This window comes from Reinekea sp. (assembly GCF_046710285.1).
In the GTDB taxonomy this organism is placed as follows: Bacteria; Pseudomonadota; Gammaproteobacteria; order Pseudomonadales; family Natronospirillaceae; genus Reinekea.
The window spans coordinates 1-19154 of the sequence record NZ_JBKEGY010000042.1; the positions used below are offsets into that span (position 1 = coordinate 1).

The 19154-nt window shown below is 43.6% G+C and carries 19 protein-coding genes; 11 read left to right on the top strand and 8 right to left on the bottom strand.

Annotation, left to right across the window (positions count from 1 at the left end):
* Nucleotides 1–487: 487 nt before the first annotated feature.
* Together ACI882_RS17550 and ACI882_RS17555 are read left to right on the top strand one after the other, a co-directional pair.
* Nucleotides 488–1210, top strand: a complete 723-nt coding sequence (locus tag ACI882_RS17550) for a hypothetical protein (protein ID WP_411745554.1) — start codon at nucleotides 488–490, stop codon at nucleotides 1208–1210.
* The gene (locus ACI882_RS17555; protein ID WP_411745555.1) at nucleotides 1207–1641 is read left to right on the top strand and encodes a GNAT family N-acetyltransferase; all 435 of its coding nucleotides are present in this window, start codon (nucleotides 1207–1209) and stop codon (nucleotides 1639–1641) included. The genes ACI882_RS17550 and ACI882_RS17555 overlap by 4 nt, the downstream gene beginning before the upstream one ends.
* 238 nt (nucleotides 1642–1879) lie before the next feature.
* On the opposite strand, the gene ACI882_RS17560 is transcribed toward ACI882_RS17555, so the two are convergent.
* From ACI882_RS17560 to cmoA, 8 genes are all read right to left on the bottom strand, one after another.
* Complete coding sequence (locus ACI882_RS17560; protein ID WP_411745556.1) at nucleotides 1880–2941, bottom strand: LacI family DNA-binding transcriptional regulator; 1062 nt, start codon at nucleotides 2939–2941, stop codon at nucleotides 1880–1882.
* Nucleotides 2942–2962: 21 nt separating this feature from the next.
* Nucleotides 2963–4567, bottom strand: a complete 1605-nt coding sequence (locus ACI882_RS17565) for an alpha-glucosidase (protein WP_411745557.1) — start codon at nucleotides 4565–4567, stop codon at nucleotides 2963–2965.
* Between the two features lie 16 nt (nucleotides 4568–4583).
* Nucleotides 4584–6503 carry an amylosucrase gene (locus ACI882_RS17570; RefSeq protein WP_411745558.1) on the bottom strand — a complete coding sequence of 640 codons (1920 nt, stop codon included), beginning with the start codon at nucleotides 6501–6503 and terminating at the stop codon, nucleotides 4584–4586.
* 50 nt (nucleotides 6504–6553) lie between these two features.
* Nucleotides 6554–7708 (bottom strand): carbohydrate ABC transporter permease, encoded by a 1155-nt coding sequence (locus ACI882_RS17575; RefSeq protein ID WP_411746687.1) that lies wholly within the window; start codon nucleotides 7706–7708, stop codon nucleotides 6554–6556.
* A 9-nt stretch (nucleotides 7709–7717) separates the two neighbouring features.
* Nucleotides 7718–8722, bottom strand: coding sequence for a carbohydrate ABC transporter permease (locus ACI882_RS17580; RefSeq protein ID WP_411745018.1), 1005 nt, complete (start codon nucleotides 8720–8722; stop codon nucleotides 7718–7720).
* 73 nt (nucleotides 8723–8795) lie between these two features.
* Nucleotides 8796–10151, bottom strand: coding sequence for an ABC transporter substrate-binding protein (locus ACI882_RS17585; protein ID WP_411745017.1), 1356 nt, complete (start codon nucleotides 10149–10151; stop codon nucleotides 8796–8798).
* 201 nt (nucleotides 10152–10352) lie between these two features.
* Nucleotides 10353–11342, bottom strand: coding sequence for a tRNA 5-methoxyuridine(34)/uridine 5-oxyacetic acid(34) synthase CmoB (cmoB, locus tag ACI882_RS17590; protein ID WP_411745016.1), 990 nt, complete (start codon nucleotides 11340–11342; stop codon nucleotides 10353–10355).
* Nucleotides 11339–12103, bottom strand: coding sequence for a carboxy-S-adenosyl-L-methionine synthase CmoA (gene cmoA, locus ACI882_RS17595; protein WP_411745015.1), 765 nt, complete (start codon nucleotides 12101–12103; stop codon nucleotides 11339–11341). Before cmoA ends, cmoB begins: the two co-directional genes overlap by 4 nt.
* Nucleotides 12104–12180: 77 nt before the next feature.
* On the opposite strand from cmoA, the gene prfC reads away from it, so the two are divergent.
* The 9 genes from prfC to ACI882_RS17640 all read left to right on the top strand — a co-directional run bounded on the left by prfC (nucleotide 12181) and on the right by ACI882_RS17640 (nucleotide 18958).
* Nucleotides 12181–13758 (top strand): peptide chain release factor 3, encoded by a 1578-nt coding sequence (gene prfC, locus ACI882_RS17600; RefSeq protein ID WP_411745014.1) that lies wholly within the window; start codon nucleotides 12181–12183, stop codon nucleotides 13756–13758.
* Between the two features lie 10 nt (nucleotides 13759–13768).
* Complete coding sequence (locus tag ACI882_RS17605) at nucleotides 13769–14080, top strand: hypothetical protein (RefSeq protein WP_411745013.1); 312 nt, start codon at nucleotides 13769–13771, stop codon at nucleotides 14078–14080.
* Nucleotides 14081–14180: 100 nt separating this feature from the next.
* Nucleotides 14181–14609 carry a 50S ribosomal protein L13 gene (rplM, locus tag ACI882_RS17610; RefSeq protein ID WP_411745012.1) on the top strand — a complete coding sequence of 143 codons (429 nt, stop codon included), beginning with the start codon at nucleotides 14181–14183 and terminating at the stop codon, nucleotides 14607–14609.
* An 11-nt stretch (nucleotides 14610–14620) separates the two neighbouring features.
* Nucleotides 14621–15019, top strand: a complete 399-nt coding sequence (gene rpsI, locus ACI882_RS17615) for a 30S ribosomal protein S9 (protein WP_411745011.1) — start codon at nucleotides 14621–14623, stop codon at nucleotides 15017–15019.
* A 203-nt stretch (nucleotides 15020–15222) separates the two neighbouring features.
* Nucleotides 15223–15810 carry a ubiquinol-cytochrome c reductase iron-sulfur subunit gene (petA, locus tag ACI882_RS17620; RefSeq protein WP_411745010.1) on the top strand — a complete coding sequence of 196 codons (588 nt, stop codon included), beginning with the start codon at nucleotides 15223–15225 and terminating at the stop codon, nucleotides 15808–15810.
* Between the two features lie 2 nt (nucleotides 15811–15812).
* Nucleotides 15813–17087, top strand: a complete 1275-nt coding sequence (locus tag ACI882_RS17625; RefSeq protein WP_411745009.1) for a cytochrome b — start codon at nucleotides 15813–15815, stop codon at nucleotides 17085–17087.
* Entirely contained in the window at nucleotides 17084–17848 is a 765-nt protein-coding gene (locus ACI882_RS17630) for a cytochrome c1 (protein WP_411745008.1), read from the top strand. Before ACI882_RS17625 ends, ACI882_RS17630 begins: the two co-directional genes overlap by 4 nt.
* 88 nt (nucleotides 17849–17936) lie before the next feature.
* Nucleotides 17937–18566: a stringent starvation protein SspA gene (gene sspA, locus ACI882_RS17635; RefSeq protein ID WP_411745007.1), complete on the top strand. Its 630-nt coding sequence runs from the start codon at nucleotides 17937–17939 to the stop codon at nucleotides 18564–18566.
* Nucleotides 18566–18958, top strand: a complete 393-nt coding sequence (locus ACI882_RS17640) for a ClpXP protease specificity-enhancing factor (protein ID WP_411745006.1) — start codon at nucleotides 18566–18568, stop codon at nucleotides 18956–18958. Before sspA ends, ACI882_RS17640 begins: the two co-directional genes overlap by 1 nt.
* Nucleotides 18959–19154: the final 196 nt, after the last annotated feature.

A 19154-nucleotide genomic window follows, 5' to 3' on the forward strand; every position in this document is an offset into this window, starting at 1 on the left:
ACGCCGAGGTGGCTGAGGGACCGGCCTCGGTCGCGGTGAATACGTCCCTGTACGCTTAAGATCGCCATCCATGGCTCACATACCCGTGGCCAATCCCCCAGCCACCTCGGCTGAGTTCGGTGCTTAATGCGAATGTGATTGAAGAGTATTAAAGCTGTCGGTAAAAAGTTACAACCTAATTTAGTTAGGGCGTTCGGGGTTGATACTTGCAGTTAAAAACTTGCCGCTAAAATAAGCAGAGTTGCCGTCGGCCCGTTGATCGGATATCTGAGGCATGGATGCCGAAGCTAAGCGGCGCAAGATGCGCGAACAACGACCGCTCAACGGGCTGACGACGACTCTGCGGACCGTTTCCACAAACTGAAGACAAACCACCTTAGTTAAACTCACAGCCCGAAGCCTGAAGCTTTAAACCATATTCCCTCAAACTTGCAGCTTTTCTGCTAAATCTTGTTAAACTAGGCGTATTGAAATAGAGGCAGAAACCTTGACAACGCAAGCCAATCTTAAAGATGATTATTTATTTGAAATGGGTATAACCCCTTGGTACCCGCGTGTCCATTTAGTTAATGCATTGGCTCCATTGGATCTCATTCAGAATCAAAGAGAGGCTTCGCCTGAGCAGCTTACAGAAGTATCAGCTCAAACCTCAAATAATGAGCTAACGTCAGCACCAATAACTGATCTACAGGCTGAACAGTCACCAATTGTTGAGCAAGTCGTTAAGCCTATTGCGTCTAAACCAGCTACTAACCAAGGCTCTGGGGAGAATGTGCGGTTCGGGTTGGGGGTCTACGTTGTTGGTAACTATATTATAGCTAGCTCACTGACTAGTCAGCATGAAACATTGCAAGACCAAGCCTGGCGTTTGATGCAGAACATATTGCGGGCTATTCGTAATGAAGATCATCCATTGGCTTATCACCACTCTATATACTGGCCGTTTTTTCAAAACAAAAGTGCAGATCAAAGTCTTAGTTCAGCTCAGGAATACGTTGATGAATTTATTGGCCATTTATCTGAGCAGTATAAAGTAAATAAGATTATCGCTTTCGGTGGCGTATTACCTAAGTTAAAGCAGTGGTCACCCAGTTCAGATACATACAAACCTGAAGTTCATTTGGTTTTACCTTCACTGTATAAAATGCTTGATAACCCCGCCGAAAAAGCCAAAGCGTGGCAGCTAATACAAACTTCGCCATTTAAATGATGTTCCAATTCCCCACTAAAATTCAATTAGAGCAAATAATAAAGGCAAGTGACCGCGATGCTGAAACTAGCCTATATGCTTCAGTAATCAATCGCTATGCAGATCAAAATAAATTAAAAGTATATTTGGTGAATGGCCTTTTTGTTGGCTTCCTAATTGAAGAAATTATTCTCCCAGAAGCAGAGTTAATTCAGCTTTTTATTTTTTCTGAGTTTCGTGAAGGTGGGTTTGGACATTCATGTATGACGGAGTGGATCGACTCCCTTGTTGAAATGAAGATTAAAAAGGCTTTTTTAGAAGTGCGAGATGGAAATGGTTCAGCGATAAGACTTTATCAAAAACTAGGTTTTGATAAAGTTGGTAGGCGAAAAAATTATTACCAATTAAATCTTGGCACGTTCGATGCCATTTTAATGGATAAACAATTTTAAATTCGCTTTGATAGAAAATGACTTTTGCCCCAGATATTTTGGTTTGTGTTATTGTTATATTAATTATTGTCTAACAGGAGATTAATTATGCGATCAATTCAATATGAAGTAGTTCGAAATGGCGTATCGTTCGGCTCAGTGCTCGCGATAACGATGTCGTGGACAGCCAATCACTCTATACTTTGGGCAATAATTCACGGACTATTTAGTTGGTTTTACGTGTTATATTACGCACTATTTAAGTAAGGTTCTTTGTTGTTTCTCTAATGAGTAGCGAGGTTGGTAGAACTCTACTTTCGAACCGGTCCGGGTTAAGTACCATCATTGCCGCTAATCTGCCTTTTTCTAAGCTTGGCTGATAGACTGTACTGACCGCAGGGTGGTTAACTCTAGCGGCAGGCGTATCATCAAAACCCACGATACTAAGTTGCTCTGGCACAGCTATTTTCATTTCACGTGCTACAGACAGTGCCGCTAACGCAAGTTTATCTGACATGCAAAGCAGTGAAGTTGGTCTAGGGTTTTCAGACAAAGCGCTTCTTGCAGCTGCAACACCCTCACTCCATGAGCTTTTCTTTGTATCCCGGATTCTTTTAAACGAAATAGGTCGACCAGCTTCTACACTTGCATCTAAATATGCATCTAAACGTTGCCTAGATACCGATATAAAAGGATCTAGTAGATCAGAAGGTTGAAGTGGCTCATTATTAGTTTTGTTTGAAAGACGTAAGCCAATGACTGCGACATTGCCGTCAGTTGTATTGAATACATGTTGTGCTGCCGCTTTAGCCCCACCGTAATTATCAATATTTAGTGCAAGATGATTGGTAAGGCTAAAGTCAACGGTAACTATTGGTTTTTGTTGGCCTTCAATCCGGTCTAACAACCCCATATCTTTAGGTGGGCCATAAATTATGTATCGTTCTGGAATTGATTCTAGCGATTTTTCTTTATAGAACTCCTCTCTTCCAGGCATTAACAACATATTGACACGAGCATCATCAAGAACTTGTGATACACCTTCTAAAAACTCAATGGCGCAGGGATCAGAAAAGTTATAGGTCAGTTTTTCAGCAAGCATAATGCCGACTACACCTGTTGCTCCTGTTCTAAGGCTTCTAGCCGCCGGATTAGGACCATGATAACCAATTCGAGTGCACTCTTCTAAAATCTTTAATCGCAATTCAGAGGAAAGTTGATCGGGTCGATTAAACGCATTAGAAACAGTTGCAGTCGAAACGCCTAAGATCTCTGCAACTGACTTAACCGTTAGTTTTTTTCGTACGGGTTTAATCGACATTAAATTTCTCTATGTTAGTAATTAGACTTGCCAAATTGTGCATTGATAGGGCTTAAGAGTAGAGCTTACTTCGTGGCTCGACCAAACGATAGCAGCACCATCATCAACATCTGGGCATAGCTCACTGTGCTCTGAAAAGTTTATGGCAACTATCAATTTTTGAGAAGAATCAACTCGTTCAAATAATAACACAGGATCACCAGAGTCAAGCCAATTTATGCTGCCCGTTAAGAGTGCGATATTATTCTTACGCCATGCTAAAAACTCTTTTATAAAGTGAAGCATGGAGGCCGAATCTACTTCCTGTTCTGAAACAGCGAGGGATTGGTGAGATTGATCCGCGGGTAGCCATTGACGCGTTAGTTCTGAACCAAATCCAAGGTCGGCTTGGTTCTCCCAAGCCATAGGTGTTCTGCAGCCATCACGCCCTTTGAATACTGGCCAAAACTCAATACCGAATGGATCAACAATTTTATCGAAAGGTACATCAGCCTCAGGTAGGCCTAATTCTTCCCCTTGATAAATACAAGGCGTGCCACGCTGCGTTAATAGGAAAACCAACATTGCTTTGGCTTTAGCACTTTTATAATTGCTTCCTTGTGTCCAGCGCGTTGCGCTACGAACCACATCATGATTACTCAGCGCAAAGCAAGGCCAGCCATCCTTTAACGAATCTGCAATTCTCATCATATTATCTTTTAAGTAGAGCGGTTCACACTTGTCACTCAGCAGTTCAAATGTATATGCCATGTGCAGTTTGTCACCATTACTTGTATATTGGGCCATATAAGACAGGCCATCGGGAGCGCCAATTTCGCCGACTGTTGTGGAGCCTGGGTAAAAATCGAGGAGGTTACGCAACCGTTTTAAAAATTCTAAATTGTCATCTCGACACATTTGGTGAACGTGGTGTTGTTTAGAAAATGGGTTGTTCGGGTCAACACCGACAAACATTTTTTCTGGGCTATCTGCAACGCCATTATCAGCTAATGTCTCATCGTGAAAATACATATTGACTACGTCTAAACGGAATCCGTCGACACCCAATTCTAGCCAAAATTTAGCCGCGTTCAGAATGGCATCTTGCACTTCCATACTATGAAAATTTAGATCTGGTTGACTGGTTAAAAAATTGTGTAAAAAGTATTGTTGGCGGGGGGTATCCCACTGCCATGCGGAGCCACCAAACAAAGATAACCAGTTATTTGGAGGCGTACCATCTGGTTTAGGGTCGGCCCAAACATACCAATTAGCTTTGGGGTTGGTTTTATCAGCTCGGCTTTCTTTAAACCATGCGTGTTGGTCTGATGTATGACTATAAACTTGATCGATAATAACTTTTAGACCTAATTGATGTGCTTTGACGACGAGGTCTTTGAAATCTTGTAAAGTCCCAAAAAGAGGATCGACACCACAATAATCTGAAACATCATAGCCAAAATCTTTCATTGGCGAGGTGAAGAAGGGAGATAGCCAGATGGCATCAACGTTTAGACTCGCAATGTAATCCAGCTTACTGGTGATTCCGGCAAGATCTCCAATGCCATCGTTGTTAGAGTCTTTAAAACTACGTGGATAGATTTGGTAAATAACCGCGCCTTTCCACCAGGTGATATTATTTGTCATTTTAATAAACCTACTGTTAGTGAGTTAATGAGATCCAAAGTTGCTGGTAGGGAGTAATAGCTATATTGGCATCTGCTAGTACAGCTGTGTTTGTAATCAAGTCGACGCCAGCCTTTGATAATCCGAGTGCCTTTGGGTCTATTTCAAATTGATGTTCCGACACGTTAGCAATTACTAAAATAGACTCAGCTTCATACTTGCGAGTAAATACAAACAGACGTTCATGCACCGGGTGAGCTATTTCTATGCTGCCAATACCGAAAGCTCGGTGTTTGGTACGGATTTCAATTAAATGCTGTAAGCCCTGATACAGGCGACCTTCAAGGCTCTCTGTGTCATTGCGTTTGTCGGCACGAGACTTATCAAACGCGACACGATGAACCCAGCGACTATCATCTGAATGATTAGGATTGTCTAAATAAGAAAAGTCATTAGTTGTCGCTAACTCATCGCCTAGATAAATTAGAGGGATGCCTTTAAACGCTAACATTATGCCATGTAGCAGAAGGGCCCGGCGAACCGCAATATCATTAGAGCTTGAATTGGCATCAGCGTTGCTCTCAATCCCAACTAGAGATGCTAGAGTGCCTGAGATCCGACAATCTCCATTGTCTGGGTTATATTGAAAGGGTACACCCATGGCAAAGCTACCAGGAAATTTTCCGGTATAAAATTGATTCAAAAATGCTCGATGGTCGTGCGGATTTATTCCTACATTCCACGCATCTTGATCGGCAAAAGCCCAGCCAATATCGTCGTGGCAACGTAAATAGTTTACCCATGCCGTATGCGAGGGTAAATCTGTTCTACGCATAGTGCCCTCGATTAACAGTTTAGTCTGTCGGGTTGCCAGAGATTCCCATAATAGAGCCATAAAGTTAGGGTTATAAGAAAGCGGACATTCATGCGGTGAGATGTATTCTACAACTTGGTCTGGTGCAACAATGGCTTCGGATTTTAACAATACAGAAGGAGCCGCTATATGCATAAATGCATTGAATGCCTGTATAAGTTGATGAGCTTTAGGTAGATTTTCACAGTTGGTGCCAGGCTCTTTCCAAGTAAAAGCTAAAGCATCCAATCGAATCACTTCAGCCCCCGCATTTACGAGCTTTAGCATTTCTGAGCACATTGCCGTAAATACTTCAGGGTTTTGATAGTTTAGATCCCATTGAAAACTGTTAAACGTTGTCCAGATGTCGGCTTGAATTTCATGGCACCAAGTGAAACAGCCTTTTCGTTTGTCTGGAAAAATATCACGTAGGTTTTCGGAGTATTGTTTTTTTTCGTTTTGGTCATTAAAAACCCAGAAATAATTTTGGAACCGTTTGTTACCCTGTTTTGCCTTCACTGCCCAATCATGTTGGTCAGATGTGTGATTAAACACAAAATCTAAAACGAGTTTAATATTATTTTGACGTAATTTAGTTGCAACTTGTTGTAATTGGTCCATTGTTCCAAGCGACGGATTGAGCTTGCCGTAATCTTTAATAGCATAACCGCCATCGCTGTCACCACTGGGAATATCAAACATGGGCATTAGATGTAGGTATGTGATACCCAGTTCTTTAAGATAGCTGGTCTGATTTTCTAACCCAAGAATGTTAGTCGCGAACAAATCCACATAGCCTGTAGCACCTATGCACGTTTCGGATTCAAACCAATTTACATCGATTGTGCTCGGGTTGGTATGGTTGGAAAACCAATGTTTTGCGGCGGTTATTGCACATGTTTCTATGTGATAGTAGAAGTCCCAATGCTGAGTATAAAGTGGTGATAAACATTGATATAAGCGATTAAAGCCATGTTTAAAATGCTGCCAGAAATCTTCCCACTTTTTTTCCGAGCAGGCAGAAGGTGCGCATAAGCGCAACTTAGGCTCTAGTCGAACTAGAGCCGTTTCTATTTGATAGTTAATAGGATCGTACAGAGACATAAACGTCGCTTCCAACAAAAATAAGCTTGGGCAAACGCCCAAGCGTTCGATCAACCACCTTTAACTGATCCAGCTAAGAGGCCACGTACAAAATAGCGTTGCATGGATAGGAAAATAATGATGGGTACAATAATCGAAATAAATGCACCACTGGTCAGTATTTCCCAGTTGTCACCGCGCGAACCGAGCAGTTCTATTAATTGTTGAGTCATAACTGTTTTGTCCTCGCCTTGGCCTAAGAATACCGCGGCAACAAGTAAGTCATTCCATGTCCATAAAAATTGGAAAATGGCAAAAGAGGCCAGCGCTGGCATTGATAGTGGCAAGATCATTTTCATAAATATTTGAAAGTGAGTGGCACCGTCCATGTAGGCAGATTCAATAATATCTCTTGGTAAACTCGCCATATAGTTCCGCAATAAAAATATAGCTAAAGGCAAACCAAAACCTGTATGTGCTAACCAGACGGTGAGGTAAGATTTGGAAGGTATGTCAAAGGTTTTTCCAATGACTGCGAATACCTGCAATACCGGGATTAGGCTCATCTGTAACGGCACGACAATGAGACCTATGATCATTGCAAGAAATACAAGCCGGCCTTTGAACTCCATCCAAGCTAGCGCATAGGCAGCAAACGCTGCGATTAGAATGGGAATGAATGTAGCCGGTAATGTAACGGTAAAGGTATTTATGAAAGCACGACCAATGCCTTCTGACTGCAATACCTCGCGATAGTTATCAAAAGTAAAGCGAGGTGGCGTTTCAGCGGTGTAAAAAAGTCGTGGACCTCGTGTGTGAGTAAACTCATCGTCTGAAAACCAGACGACGTTGCCATCGGCACCTACAACGATATTAGAGGTCTCGTTAAATTCAGTTTCGGTGTCGGCATCAAATTTTCCAAGCTCGTCTGCCCTTGGAGCCCAGCTACTAATAATGCCAGCTTTGTTCGCTTCAAATATGGATGCTTGGATCTCATATCGGCCATTATTAAATTGTTGCTCTGAAGCTTTTGGTAGACGATAGACATCATTCTGTACAGTGCTTGTCAAAGCAGACCACCAACCTGTACTAGAAAGCTGATCTTTATCACGTACTGAGCTTACTAATAAGCCGAGAGTCGGTAGCGTCCATAAAATAACAAGCACCAATACAACTAAGTGTTTTATAGATTTCGCAACGGTAGATTGATTACTTTCAAGCGACATAACTATCTCCTATTGTTCACTGTTGCGGGCGGTACGAATGTTATAAATCATCACCGGTAAAACGGCGACCATCAAAATAACGGCTACGGTACTGGCGGTTCCTGAGTTCGCGTTACGGAACATTTCGTTGTACATTAAATTTGCCAGTACTTGTGTTCCCCATTGACCATTCGTCATGGCGTAAACAATATCAAATACTTTCAAAACGAGAATGGTGATGGTGGTCCAAACAACAACGATGGTCGGCCAAATTTGCGGTATGACAATTTTGAAAAATATCTGTAATTGACTTGCCCCATCCATGGTTGAGGCTTCGATTGTATCTTCTGGAACGCCACGAATAGCTGCGCCTAAAATAACCATAGCAAAGCCCGTTTGAATCCAAACTAGAATGGCCATTAAGAAAAAGTTGTTCCAAAGTATAATCGAAATTAGGGCTCTTGGCTGGCCGCCAAAGGCCATAATTAGTGCGTTTAATAGGCCGATTTGATCTGCCTCTGGACCGCGGAAGTCGTAAACAAACTTCCAGATAATCGACGCTCCAACAAACGAAATTGCCATTGGTAAAAATATAAGTGTTCGTGCTATTTTGCCCCACCAAATGTTATCGGTTAAATAGGCGATAACTAAGCCAAACCCTGTTGCTAATGTAGGAACAATTAAAAGCCAAAGAACGTTATTGCGAATAGAAATATGAAAGGCATCACTGCCAAATGCCCAAAAATAATTTGCAAAGCCCACGAAATTTTCACCTTCGCGGTCCATAAATGAAAGCTGTAGCGAACGAATAACCGGATAAACTAAAAAGAAAGCCAAAAATAGCAGGGCAGGTCCTATAAATATCCACGGCCGAATTGATTCACGCAAACGGTCGCGGCGTATTTGTTTCGTAGCAGGTAAACCATCGCTAGCGAGGAATTTGTCGATAAATATATTGAGGCCAACATAAAATAGTATGCTGCCACCAATGGCGAGGATAATAGCTGTAAGTGCTGAAATTATTTGCGGTAACACAGGCCCACTCCCTATACTTTTGAAGTAATCTATAAAAAAACCGCCTCAGAAGAGGCGGCAAAGCAGAGATGTATTACTTGATTTCTGACCAGCTTTTTTCAATATCGTTAGCGACAGATTGAGCGCTATCGCCACTGACAAAGTCGACCATACCCGTCCAGAAAGAACCCGCACCAATAGCGCCAGGCATTAAGTCTGAACCATCAAAGCGGAATGTAGTCGCATTTAGAAGAATATCGCCTAATGCACGTTGAGTTTCAGATGCATATAGATCGGTATTTACGGTTGTGTTCGCAGATAGGAAGTTACCTTTTTCCATCCATAGCTCATGCGCTAATGGAGTCAATAGATAATCTAGTAGCGCGTCGGTCGCTTTGTTCGATTTCGTGATGCCTGCAATCGTGCCGGCACCTAAAACGGGCTTGCCTAAGTCCTTAGATTCATAAGCAGGGAAGTAGAAGAAATCGGCATCTTCACCAACTACCGTACCTTCTGGGAAGAAAGCAGGTATAAAGCTAGCCTGACGGTGCATGAAGCATTTCGCTGGAACCGAAAATAGGTCTTTTGGGCTATCTCGGAAATCTGTAGTGCCGACTGCTTCTGCGCCACCGGTGACATACTTATCATTTTTAGCAAATAGACCGAAGGTTTCAATCGCGTTAACAACTTTAGGGTCGTTAAATGGAATTTCATTTTTTACCCATTGGTCGTAAACGGCAGGCGTTTGTGTGCGAAGCATTATATCTTCTACCCAGTCAGTCGCAGGCCAACCTGTGGCTGCACCCGAACCTAAACCAATACACCAAGGTGTTTTGCCGTCCTTAACCATTTTATCTGACAGCGCTAATAGAGCTTCCATTGACTCTGGAACTTCATAGCCGTTGTCAGCGAAGTTGTCTGGTGAATACCAAACCAGACTCTTCACATCGGCACGGTAAAACACACCATAGAAGTCTTTTTTGCCCGATTTATTCGAATAGGTTGCTAAATCAATCCAACTTTGCCCAGCTGCATATGTGTCTAAAACGCGCTGTTTTACTGAGTTAGATACTGGGGTTAAGTAGTCACGCGCTGCCATATCTGCAGCTAGTCCTGGCTGTGGGAAAAAGGCAATGTTCGGTGGTGTACCGGCTTGCGCATCAATTAAAATTTGCTGTTCGAAACTATCAGAGCCGTTGTATTTAATGGTTGCGCCAGTTGCATCCGCGAAAGGCTGAAATACACGACGAAGATAATCATCTTCAGGTGCGAGCCACGGGCCAGAAACAGTGATGGTGACGCCGGAATAGTCTAGTTTATCGAATTTATTTAGGGAGTCCCAGCTATAAGCACCACTGCCGCGAGTTGGTGCCATTTCGGCTGCAAAGAGGGTACCAGTCATTGTGCTTACAATGGCTGCAGTTAAGGCGGCTTTTTTCCATGTTTTCATAGTCTTGATACCTTTACTTGTTATTGTTGTCTATCAGAAGCGGTTTAGTGAAAAGATCACTTAATCATCTTAATCGTTTAAGAAGAGTTAAAGCAAGGGACCTTATAGAACATTTTGGCATGTTGGTGAGTCTTAATATTACTTAACTTAAACGATTAAGACGGAGGGTCAATAGATGATATATGATCGTTACTTTCGGTATCAATCTAAGTGGTAACGTTTGAGCTTCTGGTTCTCTGGCTTGGTTGCGATCAGCGTTGCTCTAATTGGAGCAGGGTGACCTTCAATTGTTAGGTTGTTGTTAGTTGGATCTAAATAATCTTCTAGGCTTTGCCCAGGCTTCCAGTCTGAGGGGCGTTGTTCATACGAAGTCGTCACGGTTTGATCAACAATTTTAATACCCACAAAACCCATCTTATCTAACCAACTAGCGAGAGTCTCGGCGGTCGGCAAAAACCACACATTGTTCATGCGAGCATAACGACCAATTGGAACTAGAGATTCATTTGCCCCTCCCGGGATGACGATTGTTTCCAGCACCAGTTCGCCACCGGGTCTAAGAGCGCCTTTTAGTTCGTTGATATGATCCAGCGGTGAGCGGCGGTGGTACAGCACACCCATAGAGAATACTGTATCGAATAGCTCCAAGTTTTGGGTCATCCCCTCTAATGTGAACGGCAGCACAACATGGCTTGGATCTGCGATATATTTATTGATGGCTAAATGTTGCACCACCGAAAGCCACGAAGGATCAATTCCTGCAACTGTGCGTGCGCCTGCTTGCTTCATACGCCAGCCGTAATAACCATTGCCGCTACCAACATCGAGAATATGGCGGCCGGAAAGGTCACTAATATGAGGGGCAACCCTGTCCCACTTCATATTGCATTGCCATTCAGAATCAATGGTGACATCGAATAATTTAAAAGGTCCTTTGCGCCAAGGAATTAAGTTTTTAAACAGCTCACGCAGGTTAGATGTATTGCACGGTCCATTTACTGTTACGACTTTACCTAGCTCAATGGTGTCTATATCGAGCGCAGGGAGAGCATCTAAGTGCTTAAGTAGTCTGGGTAAGTTGCCATCATTTAGGTTGCGCCAAAGCTCATCAAGCTGGGTTTGCAGTGGTTGCACCCAAGGTTCTAGCGCTGTGTTTTCAATGTGGTTAATAAAAGGCTTAAAATCTATCATTTGATCGCTATAAAAGAGGCAAAGTTAAAAGACTGGAACCATTGGCTTACGGTGCTAAAGCCGGCTTCGGTTAATCGGTCAATGTGGGCTTGTGCTGTCTCAGGCAGCAAAACGCGTTCAATAGCTTGCCGCTTTTGGCTGATTTCGAGGTCGCTATAGCCATTTGCGCGTTTAAAATCATGATGGCGGTCAACGAGTAAGTTGTTGAGTGCTGGATCTTCCATGGTTAGCTTTTCAGATAAAATTAGTGCGCCGCCAGGATTCATACCATCATATATTTTTTGAATAGTTTCGGCTCTTTTGTCAAGAGGTATGAACTGTAAGGTGAAGTTCAAAACCGCAAAACTGCAGTTTTTGATTGTGAGCTCAGCGATGTCGGCACAGATTGATTTTACCGGTATCGGTGAATCCTCCGTATCCAGAAAGTCAGCGCTGCGTTGTAACATCGCTTCTGAATTATCAACCGCATACATAATAACGCCGGGAGCTGTAACTCTATGGCGCATGGACATCGTAGCAGCGCCAAGTGAACTGCCTAGGTCGTAGATATTGGAATTGTTGGTAGCGTATCGTTCCGCCAATATCCCAATGCAGCCAATAATATGACTATAGCCTGGAACAGACCGCTTGATCATATCAGGGAAGACAGCCGCAACCTGATCATCGAAACGAAAGTCACTTAGGTTTTGATGAGGTGATGCGTAAATGTTATCGGTTTCTTGGCTCATGGTTTCAGATAGTTGTAAAATTAGGAGCGGCATTGTACATCGGGTAGTCGAAAAAATAACCCAATCAGTTATACTGCGCGCCCAGATTTTTTAACTAATAGAGATTCTTCATGTCCACCATTGCTGACGAAGTCGCAAATCGGCGAACTTTCGCGATCATATCCCACCCAGATGCTGGTAAAACAACCATCACGGAAAAGGTACTTTTGTTTGGGCAGGCGATCCAGCAAGCCGGTACCGTTAAGGGCAAAAAATCCGGACAACATGCAAAGTCAGATTGGATGGAAATGGAAAAAGAACGTGGTATCTCAATCACCACCTCTGTTATGCAGTTTCCATACAGTGGCAAGCTTGTCAATTTATTGGATACGCCTGGTCACGAAGACTTCTCTGAAGATACTTATCGTACATTAACGGCAGTGGATTCTTGCCTGATGGTGATCGACTCGGCAAAAGGTGTCGAAGCACGAACGATCAAGTTGATGGAAGTCGCGCGCATGCGCGAGACCCCTATTGTTACGTTCATGAACAAACTGGATCGTGATACACGGGACCCTTTTGACTTAATGGATGAAGTTGAAAGCGTCTTGAAAATGAGTTGCGCACCCATTACTTGGCCTATTGGGATGGGCAAAGAATTTAAAGGTATCTATCACCTCCTTAAAGATGAGGTTGTGCTCTATCAAAGTGGCATGGGTCATACCATCCAAGACAGTCGAGTGATCAAAGGCTTAAACAACCCTGAGCTAGATGATGCTTTGGGCGGGTACTTAGAAGAGCTGCGTGAGCAGGTTGAGTTACTCGAAGCTGGAAATAAATTCGATCTAGAAGCGTTTTTGGCTGGCCAGTTAACGCCAGTGTATTTCGGTACCGCATTAGGCAACTTCGGTGTAGATCATATTCTGGACGGGTTAATAGAGTGGGCGCCTGCGCCTATGTCGCGTGAAACCACCGATAGGGTTGTTGAAGCTAAAGAAGAAGCGTTAACTGGGTTTATCTTCAAAATTCAGGCAAATATGGATCCGAATCACCGAGATCGAGTCGCGTTCATGCGTATAGTTTCTGGTAAGTATGAAAAAGGCATGAAGATGCGGCATGTTCGCGTTGGCAAAGATGTTCGTATCTCAGACGCCTTGACCTTCGTTGCGGGAGATCGTGCGACCGTCGAAGAGGCATACCCTGGTGATATAATTGGTTTGCACAATCATGGTACGATTCAAATCGGCGATACTTTCACGCAAGGCGAAGACTTAAAATTTTCGGGCATTCCAAACTTTGCACCAGAGCTGTTTCGCCGTATTCGACTTAAAGACCCATTAAAGCTTAAGCAGCTTCAGAAAGGCTTAATGCAGCTGTCTGAAGAGGGTGCAGTGCAGGTATTTCGGCCGTTACGCAATAACGACTTAATCGTGGGTGCAGTCGGTATCCTTCAGTTTGATGTAGTTGCTCATCGCTTAAAAGCAGAATATAAAGTAGAGGCTATGTATGAACCCATTAGTGTCGCGACAGCGCGCTGGGTTGAATGTCCCAATGAGACTACCTTGGCGGCCTTTCGAAATAAGGCTTACGACAACCTAGCATTAGATGGATCGAATAACCTAGCTTATGTTGCACCAACAATGGTGAACCTTCAAATGACGCAGGAGCGCCATCCTGATGTCATTTTCCGTGAAACACGAGAGCATTAAGAGGGTTGCTATGTTTCTGTATGTATTGGTGTTAATTGCAATGACAGCAGGGGCTGCAACCTTATGCTTTCAGTTTATGAATAATAAACTGGCACTTCAGCGCATATCTATATATGATGCGCGCGGATTTTATATGGTCGCAATGGTGTTTATTACCTTTGTTTTGACCAGTTTGGCATATTTTTGGGGTGACATCCGTTTTAGTAGCGAAATCACTGAAGTTAGTGGTGCCGTTATTGGGGTGTTAGTCACTCTTTTAGGCTGTTTAGTCGGTTTGGGGTATGGCCTGACTAAATTGAAGGAAGTTGATTCTCGCAGTTAATTCAAAATTGGCTTGCGTTGGGCGTTTGTATTCTGTAGGATTCGCGCCCTCAAATTGGATTAACTTCCCCTGAGCCCCCCACTTTTCTAGGCGGAGTTAAATGAAAACATTTGTAGCAAAACCAGCTGAAGTAAAGCGCGATTGGTACGTAATCGACGCTGAAGGGCAAACACTAGGACGTTTAGCGACTGAAATCGCTCGTCGTCTTCGTGGTAAGCATAAAGCGGAGTTCACTCCTCACGTTGATACTGGCGATTATATCGTTGTTATAAACGCGGAGAAGGTACATGTCACAGGCCGTAAGGTTAAAGACAAAATGTACTACCGTCATACTGGTTACCCTGGTGGCTTGAAGTCAATGAGCTTCGAGAAGCTGGTCGCCCATAAAGGCGAGAGCCCAATTGAATTAGCCGTAAAAGGTATGATTCCACGTACACCGCTTGGCCGTGCCATGTTGAAGAAGCTGAAGGTCTATGTTGGAACTGAACATCCACATACAGCCCAACAGCCCAAAGAACTTAAGATTTAATGGGGAATAACATGACAGCAGCAACTCAACAGAACTACGGTACTGGTCGTCGTAAGACGTCAAAGGCGCGTGTATTTTTGCGTCCTGGTAAAGGTGACATCGTCATCAACAAGCGTACTATCGAAGAATACTTCGGTCGTGAAACTTCTCGCATGATCGTTCGTCAGCCTCTAGATTTGGTTGAAATGAGCGACAAGTTTGACCTTTACATCACTGTTGCAGGTGGTGGTTCAAATGGTCAAGCCGGTGCGATTCGTCACGGCATTACTCGAGCATTGATCGAGTATGATGAGAATCTTCGTAAGCCATTACGTGATGCAGGTTTCGTAACCCGCGATGCTCGTATGGTTGAACGTAAGAAAGTTGGTCTACGTAAAGCACGTCGTAAGCCACAGTTCTCAAAGCGTTAATTTATACGTTTATCAAAAACCCGGTATTTACCGGGTTTTTTTTCATCTGAATTTAAATGACACGCCCGGGTAGACAGGTGTGCAGCTGTTCAACTTTAGTGCGACTTTCGAAAGCTTTCCTTGTCACAACCCATGATTTTCTTTAGTATTCCGGGCATTTTCGTAAATGCAGAAAGTATTTCTTTCGTTAGAGGATAATAATAATGACACAAGACGGCGTAAATAAAGGTCGACGCCGGTTCCTCTACATTGCTACTGGCGCCGTTGGTGCTGTGGGAGCAGTGGGAGTAGCCACACCGTTTGTTAAATCTTGGTTTCCAAGTGAAAAGGCGAAAGCCGTTGGTGCACCGGTATCTGTAGATATCGGAAGTATCGAATCAGGCGAGATGCGTATTGTTGAATGGCGCGGAAAACCTGTTTTTGTCGTGCGTAGAACAGCAGAAATGATCGAAACTTTAAAAGGTGAAGCATTAAAGTCACGATTAGCCGATCCAGAGTCTGAAGTTGAGCAGCAGCCTAGTTTCGCTCAAAACGATACTCGTAGCCTATCTGAAGAGCTGTTAGTTATCGAAGGTGTATGTACTCACCTTGGTTGTTCTCCGAAGTTTACTCCAGAAGTAGAGCCGCAAGCCTATGATGCTAAATGGCAGGGTGGCTTCTTCTGTCCTTGTCATGGTTCTAAGTTTGACCTTTCTGGACGCGTATTTTCAGGCGTACCTGCGCCAACAAATATGGTCATCCCGCCTCATAAGATCGAAGGCACGTTACTGACTATTGGCGAGGTGGCATAATCATGAACTCCTTAAAAGATCACGTTAAAATTGTAAGTATCCGAAACAGCGCTTTTATGCGTTGGATCGATAAGCGCTTGCCAGTATCTAATGCTTATGAAAAGCATATGTCGCAATACTTCGCACCAAAAAACTTCAACTTTTGGTACGTCTTCGGCTTATTGGCAATGGTTATCTTTGTTAACCAGATCCTAACCGGTATTTGGCTTACTATGTCTTATGTACCAAGTGCAGAGGGAGCATTTAACTCAGTTGAATACATCATGCGTGATGTAGATATGGGTTGGTTGCTGCGCTATATGCACTCAACAGGGGCGTCTTTCTTCTTTTTGACTGTATACCTGCATATGTTCCGCGGCGTGCTTTACGGGTCGTACCAAAAGCCTCGCGAGCTAATTTGGGTGTTCGGTATGTTTGTCTATCTAGTGATGATGGCTGAAGGTTTCATGGGCTATGTATTGCCTTGGGGTCAAACCTCTTTCTGGGGCGCACAGGTTATTATTTCGCTATTTGGTGCTATCCCAGTTATTGGTGATGGCCTTACAGAGTGGATTCGTGGTGACTTCTTAATATCAGGTATTACACTAAACCGATTCTTTGCCTTACATGTTATTGCTTTGCCATTAGTATTGGCTCTTCTTGTTGTTCTGCATGTTCTTGCGCTACACGAATCTGGATCAAATAACCCAGATGGTATTGATATCAAGAAACACATGGATGAGCGCGGGGTACCTTTAGATGCTGTGCCGTTCCATCCTTACTTTACTGTTGGTAAAATGCCACAAGTTGTCTTGTTTTTAATGGTCTTTAGTGCGGTGATCTTCTTCTTCCCTGAAGGTGGTGGTTACTTCTTAGAGCATCCAAACTTTGAACCGGCTAACGCGCTAAAAACGCCTGAGCACATTGCACCAACATGGTATTACGGTGCTTTCTATTCAATTTTGCGAGCGGTTGATTTTAATATTTTCTTTATTGAAGCTAAGTTAGGCGGCTTTATGGCCATGGGCGGTGCGATTGCCATTCTATTTGTCCTGCCTTGGTTAGATAGAAGCCCGGTTAAGTCTTGGCGCTATAAAGGATGGATGAGCCGGTTTGCCATTGTGATTTTTGCTATTGCCTTTGCGGTTCTAACCTACTTAGGCGGCCAGCCTGTTACGCCTATCAATGGGTTGTTGGCAAAAATTGGCACCTTAATTTACTTTGCCTTCTTCTTGTTGATGCCTTGGTATACGAAGTGGGAAACAACTAAGCCTGTACCAGAGAGAGTGCCAGAATGATTAAAAATATACTGACTGCTATCGCGATTTCTCTACTATCTACCGCAGCTTTAGCTGCAGGTGGTAACGTGCAGCTTGATCATATGAAGCCAGATATGTCCGATAAGGTATCTATGCAAGAAGGTTTGCGTACCTATATGGATTATTGTGCAGCGTGCCACTCTTTGGGTTTTGCTCGATATAACCGCGTCGCTAGAGACTTGGAAATCCCTGAAGACATCATGATGAGCCAAATTGCTTTCGCACAAGATGCAAAGTTTGGTGATTTGATGAAATTCGCCATGACTGAAAAAGATGGTAAAGCTTGGTTCGGCGCGGCGCCGCCAGATTTAACAATGGTAACGCGCGTACGTGGTGTTGATTGGGTATACAGTTACATGCGTGGCTTCTATAAAGATGACAGTCGCCCCTATGGTGTAAATAACACGGTATTTAAAGATGTCGGCATGCCGCATGTCTTAATTGGTTTGCAGGGTTTATGTGCAGTTAAGCCTGATCATGTCGATCATAATGCAGTTGATCCACTAACCGGCGATGCTCTACATAGCGACGCTTGTAGCTCATACAAGCAAGAAGGTTCATTAAATGCCCATGAGTATGACGAAGTTGTCTATAATTTAGTTAACTTTTTGAATTACATGGCTGAGCCGTATCAACAAGAGCGAAAAATACTTGGCTGGAAGGTGTTAGCTTTCCTTCTTGTGCTGTTTGTATTTGCTACTTTGTTGCAGCGTGAGTTGTTTAAAGATCTAAAACACTAAAATTAGTGAATTTAGGCCTATCTGAAGAGCGCAGCATTGTCTGCGCTTCTCGTGTTTTTAATATCTAGTAAATTTAGGAGTGTGCCTAATGGGCGTTGTTGCTAAGCGATCTTCAATGACTTTTTATTCTGACCCTGCGTGTCAATATAGTCATAGAGTTCGAATTGTGTTGGCTGAGAAAGGCGTAACGGTCGATATTAAAGATCACGAACCTGATTCTATTCCAAAGGAAGTCACGGATATAAACCCGTATAACAGCCTTCCTACGTTAGTTGACCGTGACCTTGTGTTGTATGAGCATCACGTGATGATGGAATACCTCGATGAGCGCTTCCCTCACCCGCCATTGTTGCCAGTGTATCCTGTGGCACGGGGCGAGTCTCGCCAGATGATTACGCGTATCGACCGAGATTGGAGCGCAGCCGTTGATGCCATTGTTGCTGCTAAAAGCAAAGACAGTGTGACTAAGGCGCGTAAAGAGTTACGTGAAAGTCTATTGGCAATTTCTCCTGTATTTGCTGATAAGCCTTATTTTATGAGTGAAGAATTTACTCTGGTTGATTGCTGTGTTGCGCCTATATTGTGGCGTTTACCTTCGTTGGGTATTGATCTTCCCGAAAAGCCTGCTAAAGATGTTTTAGCTTATATGGAGCGAGTGTTTGAGCGTGAATCGTTCCAAATTAGCCTTTCTGAAGTAGAGCAAGAGATGCGTGACTAATGAGTGACATGACATCAAATAAGCCCTATATGATTCGTGGTGTGCATGAATGGATATTAGATAACGATTGCACCCCTTATCTGGTCTTGTTAGCTGGCTACCCAGGAGTTGAAGTTCCTCAAGATTTCGTCCGTGATGGGCAGATCACCTTAAACATTAGTCCAACAGCAGTTAAAGAGTTGGAGCTAGGCAATGAGGTGATTTCCTTTACGGCACGTTTTGGAGGTGTTCCTACGCAAATTATGGGCCCGGTCGATGCGGTTGTTGCAGTTTTCGCGAAAGAGAATGGGCAGGGGATGGGTTTTGAGGTCGAACCGCCTTCAGATCCGGATGAACCTAAGTCGCCTCCAGGGGCCGAAAATAAGCGGCCTTCACTGAAAGTTGTTAAATAATTCCTTTCTTTGGTTGACTGAGCTGAAAACCTCCCTATAATGCGCCTCCGCTGCATCGGGAAGAGATCAGATAGATGGCCTCAACGAAGTAGCGGTTGGCTCAGTAAGGAATTGATTCTTAACGAAAAAAGTTCCGATAAAGAGTTGACAGTCAGGAGAAACGCTGTAGAATTCGCGCTCCTTGAAACGGCAAGCC

What these genes read in the sequence shown, in the direction of transcription:
- ACI882_RS17625 (WP_411745009.1), top strand. Translation starts at nt 15,813, where the DNA reads ATGAACTCCTTAAAAGATCACGTTAAAATTGTAAGTATCCGAAACAGC.
- cmoA (WP_411745015.1), bottom strand. Translation starts at nt 12,103, where the DNA reads ATGCCGCTCCTAATTTTACAACTATCTGAAACCATGAGCCAAGAAACC.
- ACI882_RS17560 (WP_411745556.1), bottom strand. Translation starts at nt 2,941, where the DNA reads ATGTCGATTAAACCCGTACGAAAAAAACTAACGGTTAAGTCAGTTGCA.
- ACI882_RS17630 (WP_411745008.1), top strand. Translation starts at nt 17,084, where the DNA reads ATGATTAAAAATATACTGACTGCTATCGCGATTTCTCTACTATCTACC.
- ACI882_RS17640 (WP_411745006.1), top strand. Translation starts at nt 18,566, where the DNA reads ATGAGTGACATGACATCAAATAAGCCCTATATGATTCGTGGTGTGCAT.
- ACI882_RS17575 (WP_411746687.1), bottom strand. Translation starts at nt 7,708, where the DNA reads ATGTCGCTTGAAAGTAATCAATCTACCGTTGCGAAATCTATAAAACAC.
- ACI882_RS17585 (WP_411745017.1), bottom strand. Translation starts at nt 10,151, where the DNA reads ATGAAAACATGGAAAAAAGCCGCCTTAACTGCAGCCATTGTAAGCACA.
- prfC (WP_411745014.1), top strand. Translation starts at nt 12,181, where the DNA reads ATGTCCACCATTGCTGACGAAGTCGCAAATCGGCGAACTTTCGCGATC.
- ACI882_RS17570 (WP_411745558.1), bottom strand. Translation starts at nt 6,503, where the DNA reads ATGTCTCTGTACGATCCTATTAACTATCAAATAGAAACGGCTCTAGTT.
- cmoB (WP_411745016.1), bottom strand. Translation starts at nt 11,342, where the DNA reads ATGATAGATTTTAAGCCTTTTATTAACCACATTGAAAACACAGCGCTA.
- ACI882_RS17605 (WP_411745013.1), top strand. Translation starts at nt 13,769, where the DNA reads ATGTTTCTGTATGTATTGGTGTTAATTGCAATGACAGCAGGGGCTGCA.
- petA (WP_411745010.1), top strand. Translation starts at nt 15,223, where the DNA reads ATGACACAAGACGGCGTAAATAAAGGTCGACGCCGGTTCCTCTACATT.
- ACI882_RS17565 (WP_411745557.1), bottom strand. Translation starts at nt 4,567, where the DNA reads ATGACAAATAATATCACCTGGTGGAAAGGCGCGGTTATTTACCAAATC.
- ACI882_RS17555 (WP_411745555.1), top strand. Translation starts at nt 1,207, where the DNA reads ATGATGTTCCAATTCCCCACTAAAATTCAATTAGAGCAAATAATAAAG.
- sspA (WP_411745007.1), top strand. Translation starts at nt 17,937, where the DNA reads ATGGGCGTTGTTGCTAAGCGATCTTCAATGACTTTTTATTCTGACCCT.
- rplM (WP_411745012.1), top strand. Translation starts at nt 14,181, where the DNA reads ATGAAAACATTTGTAGCAAAACCAGCTGAAGTAAAGCGCGATTGGTAC.
- rpsI (WP_411745011.1), top strand. Translation starts at nt 14,621, where the DNA reads ATGACAGCAGCAACTCAACAGAACTACGGTACTGGTCGTCGTAAGACG.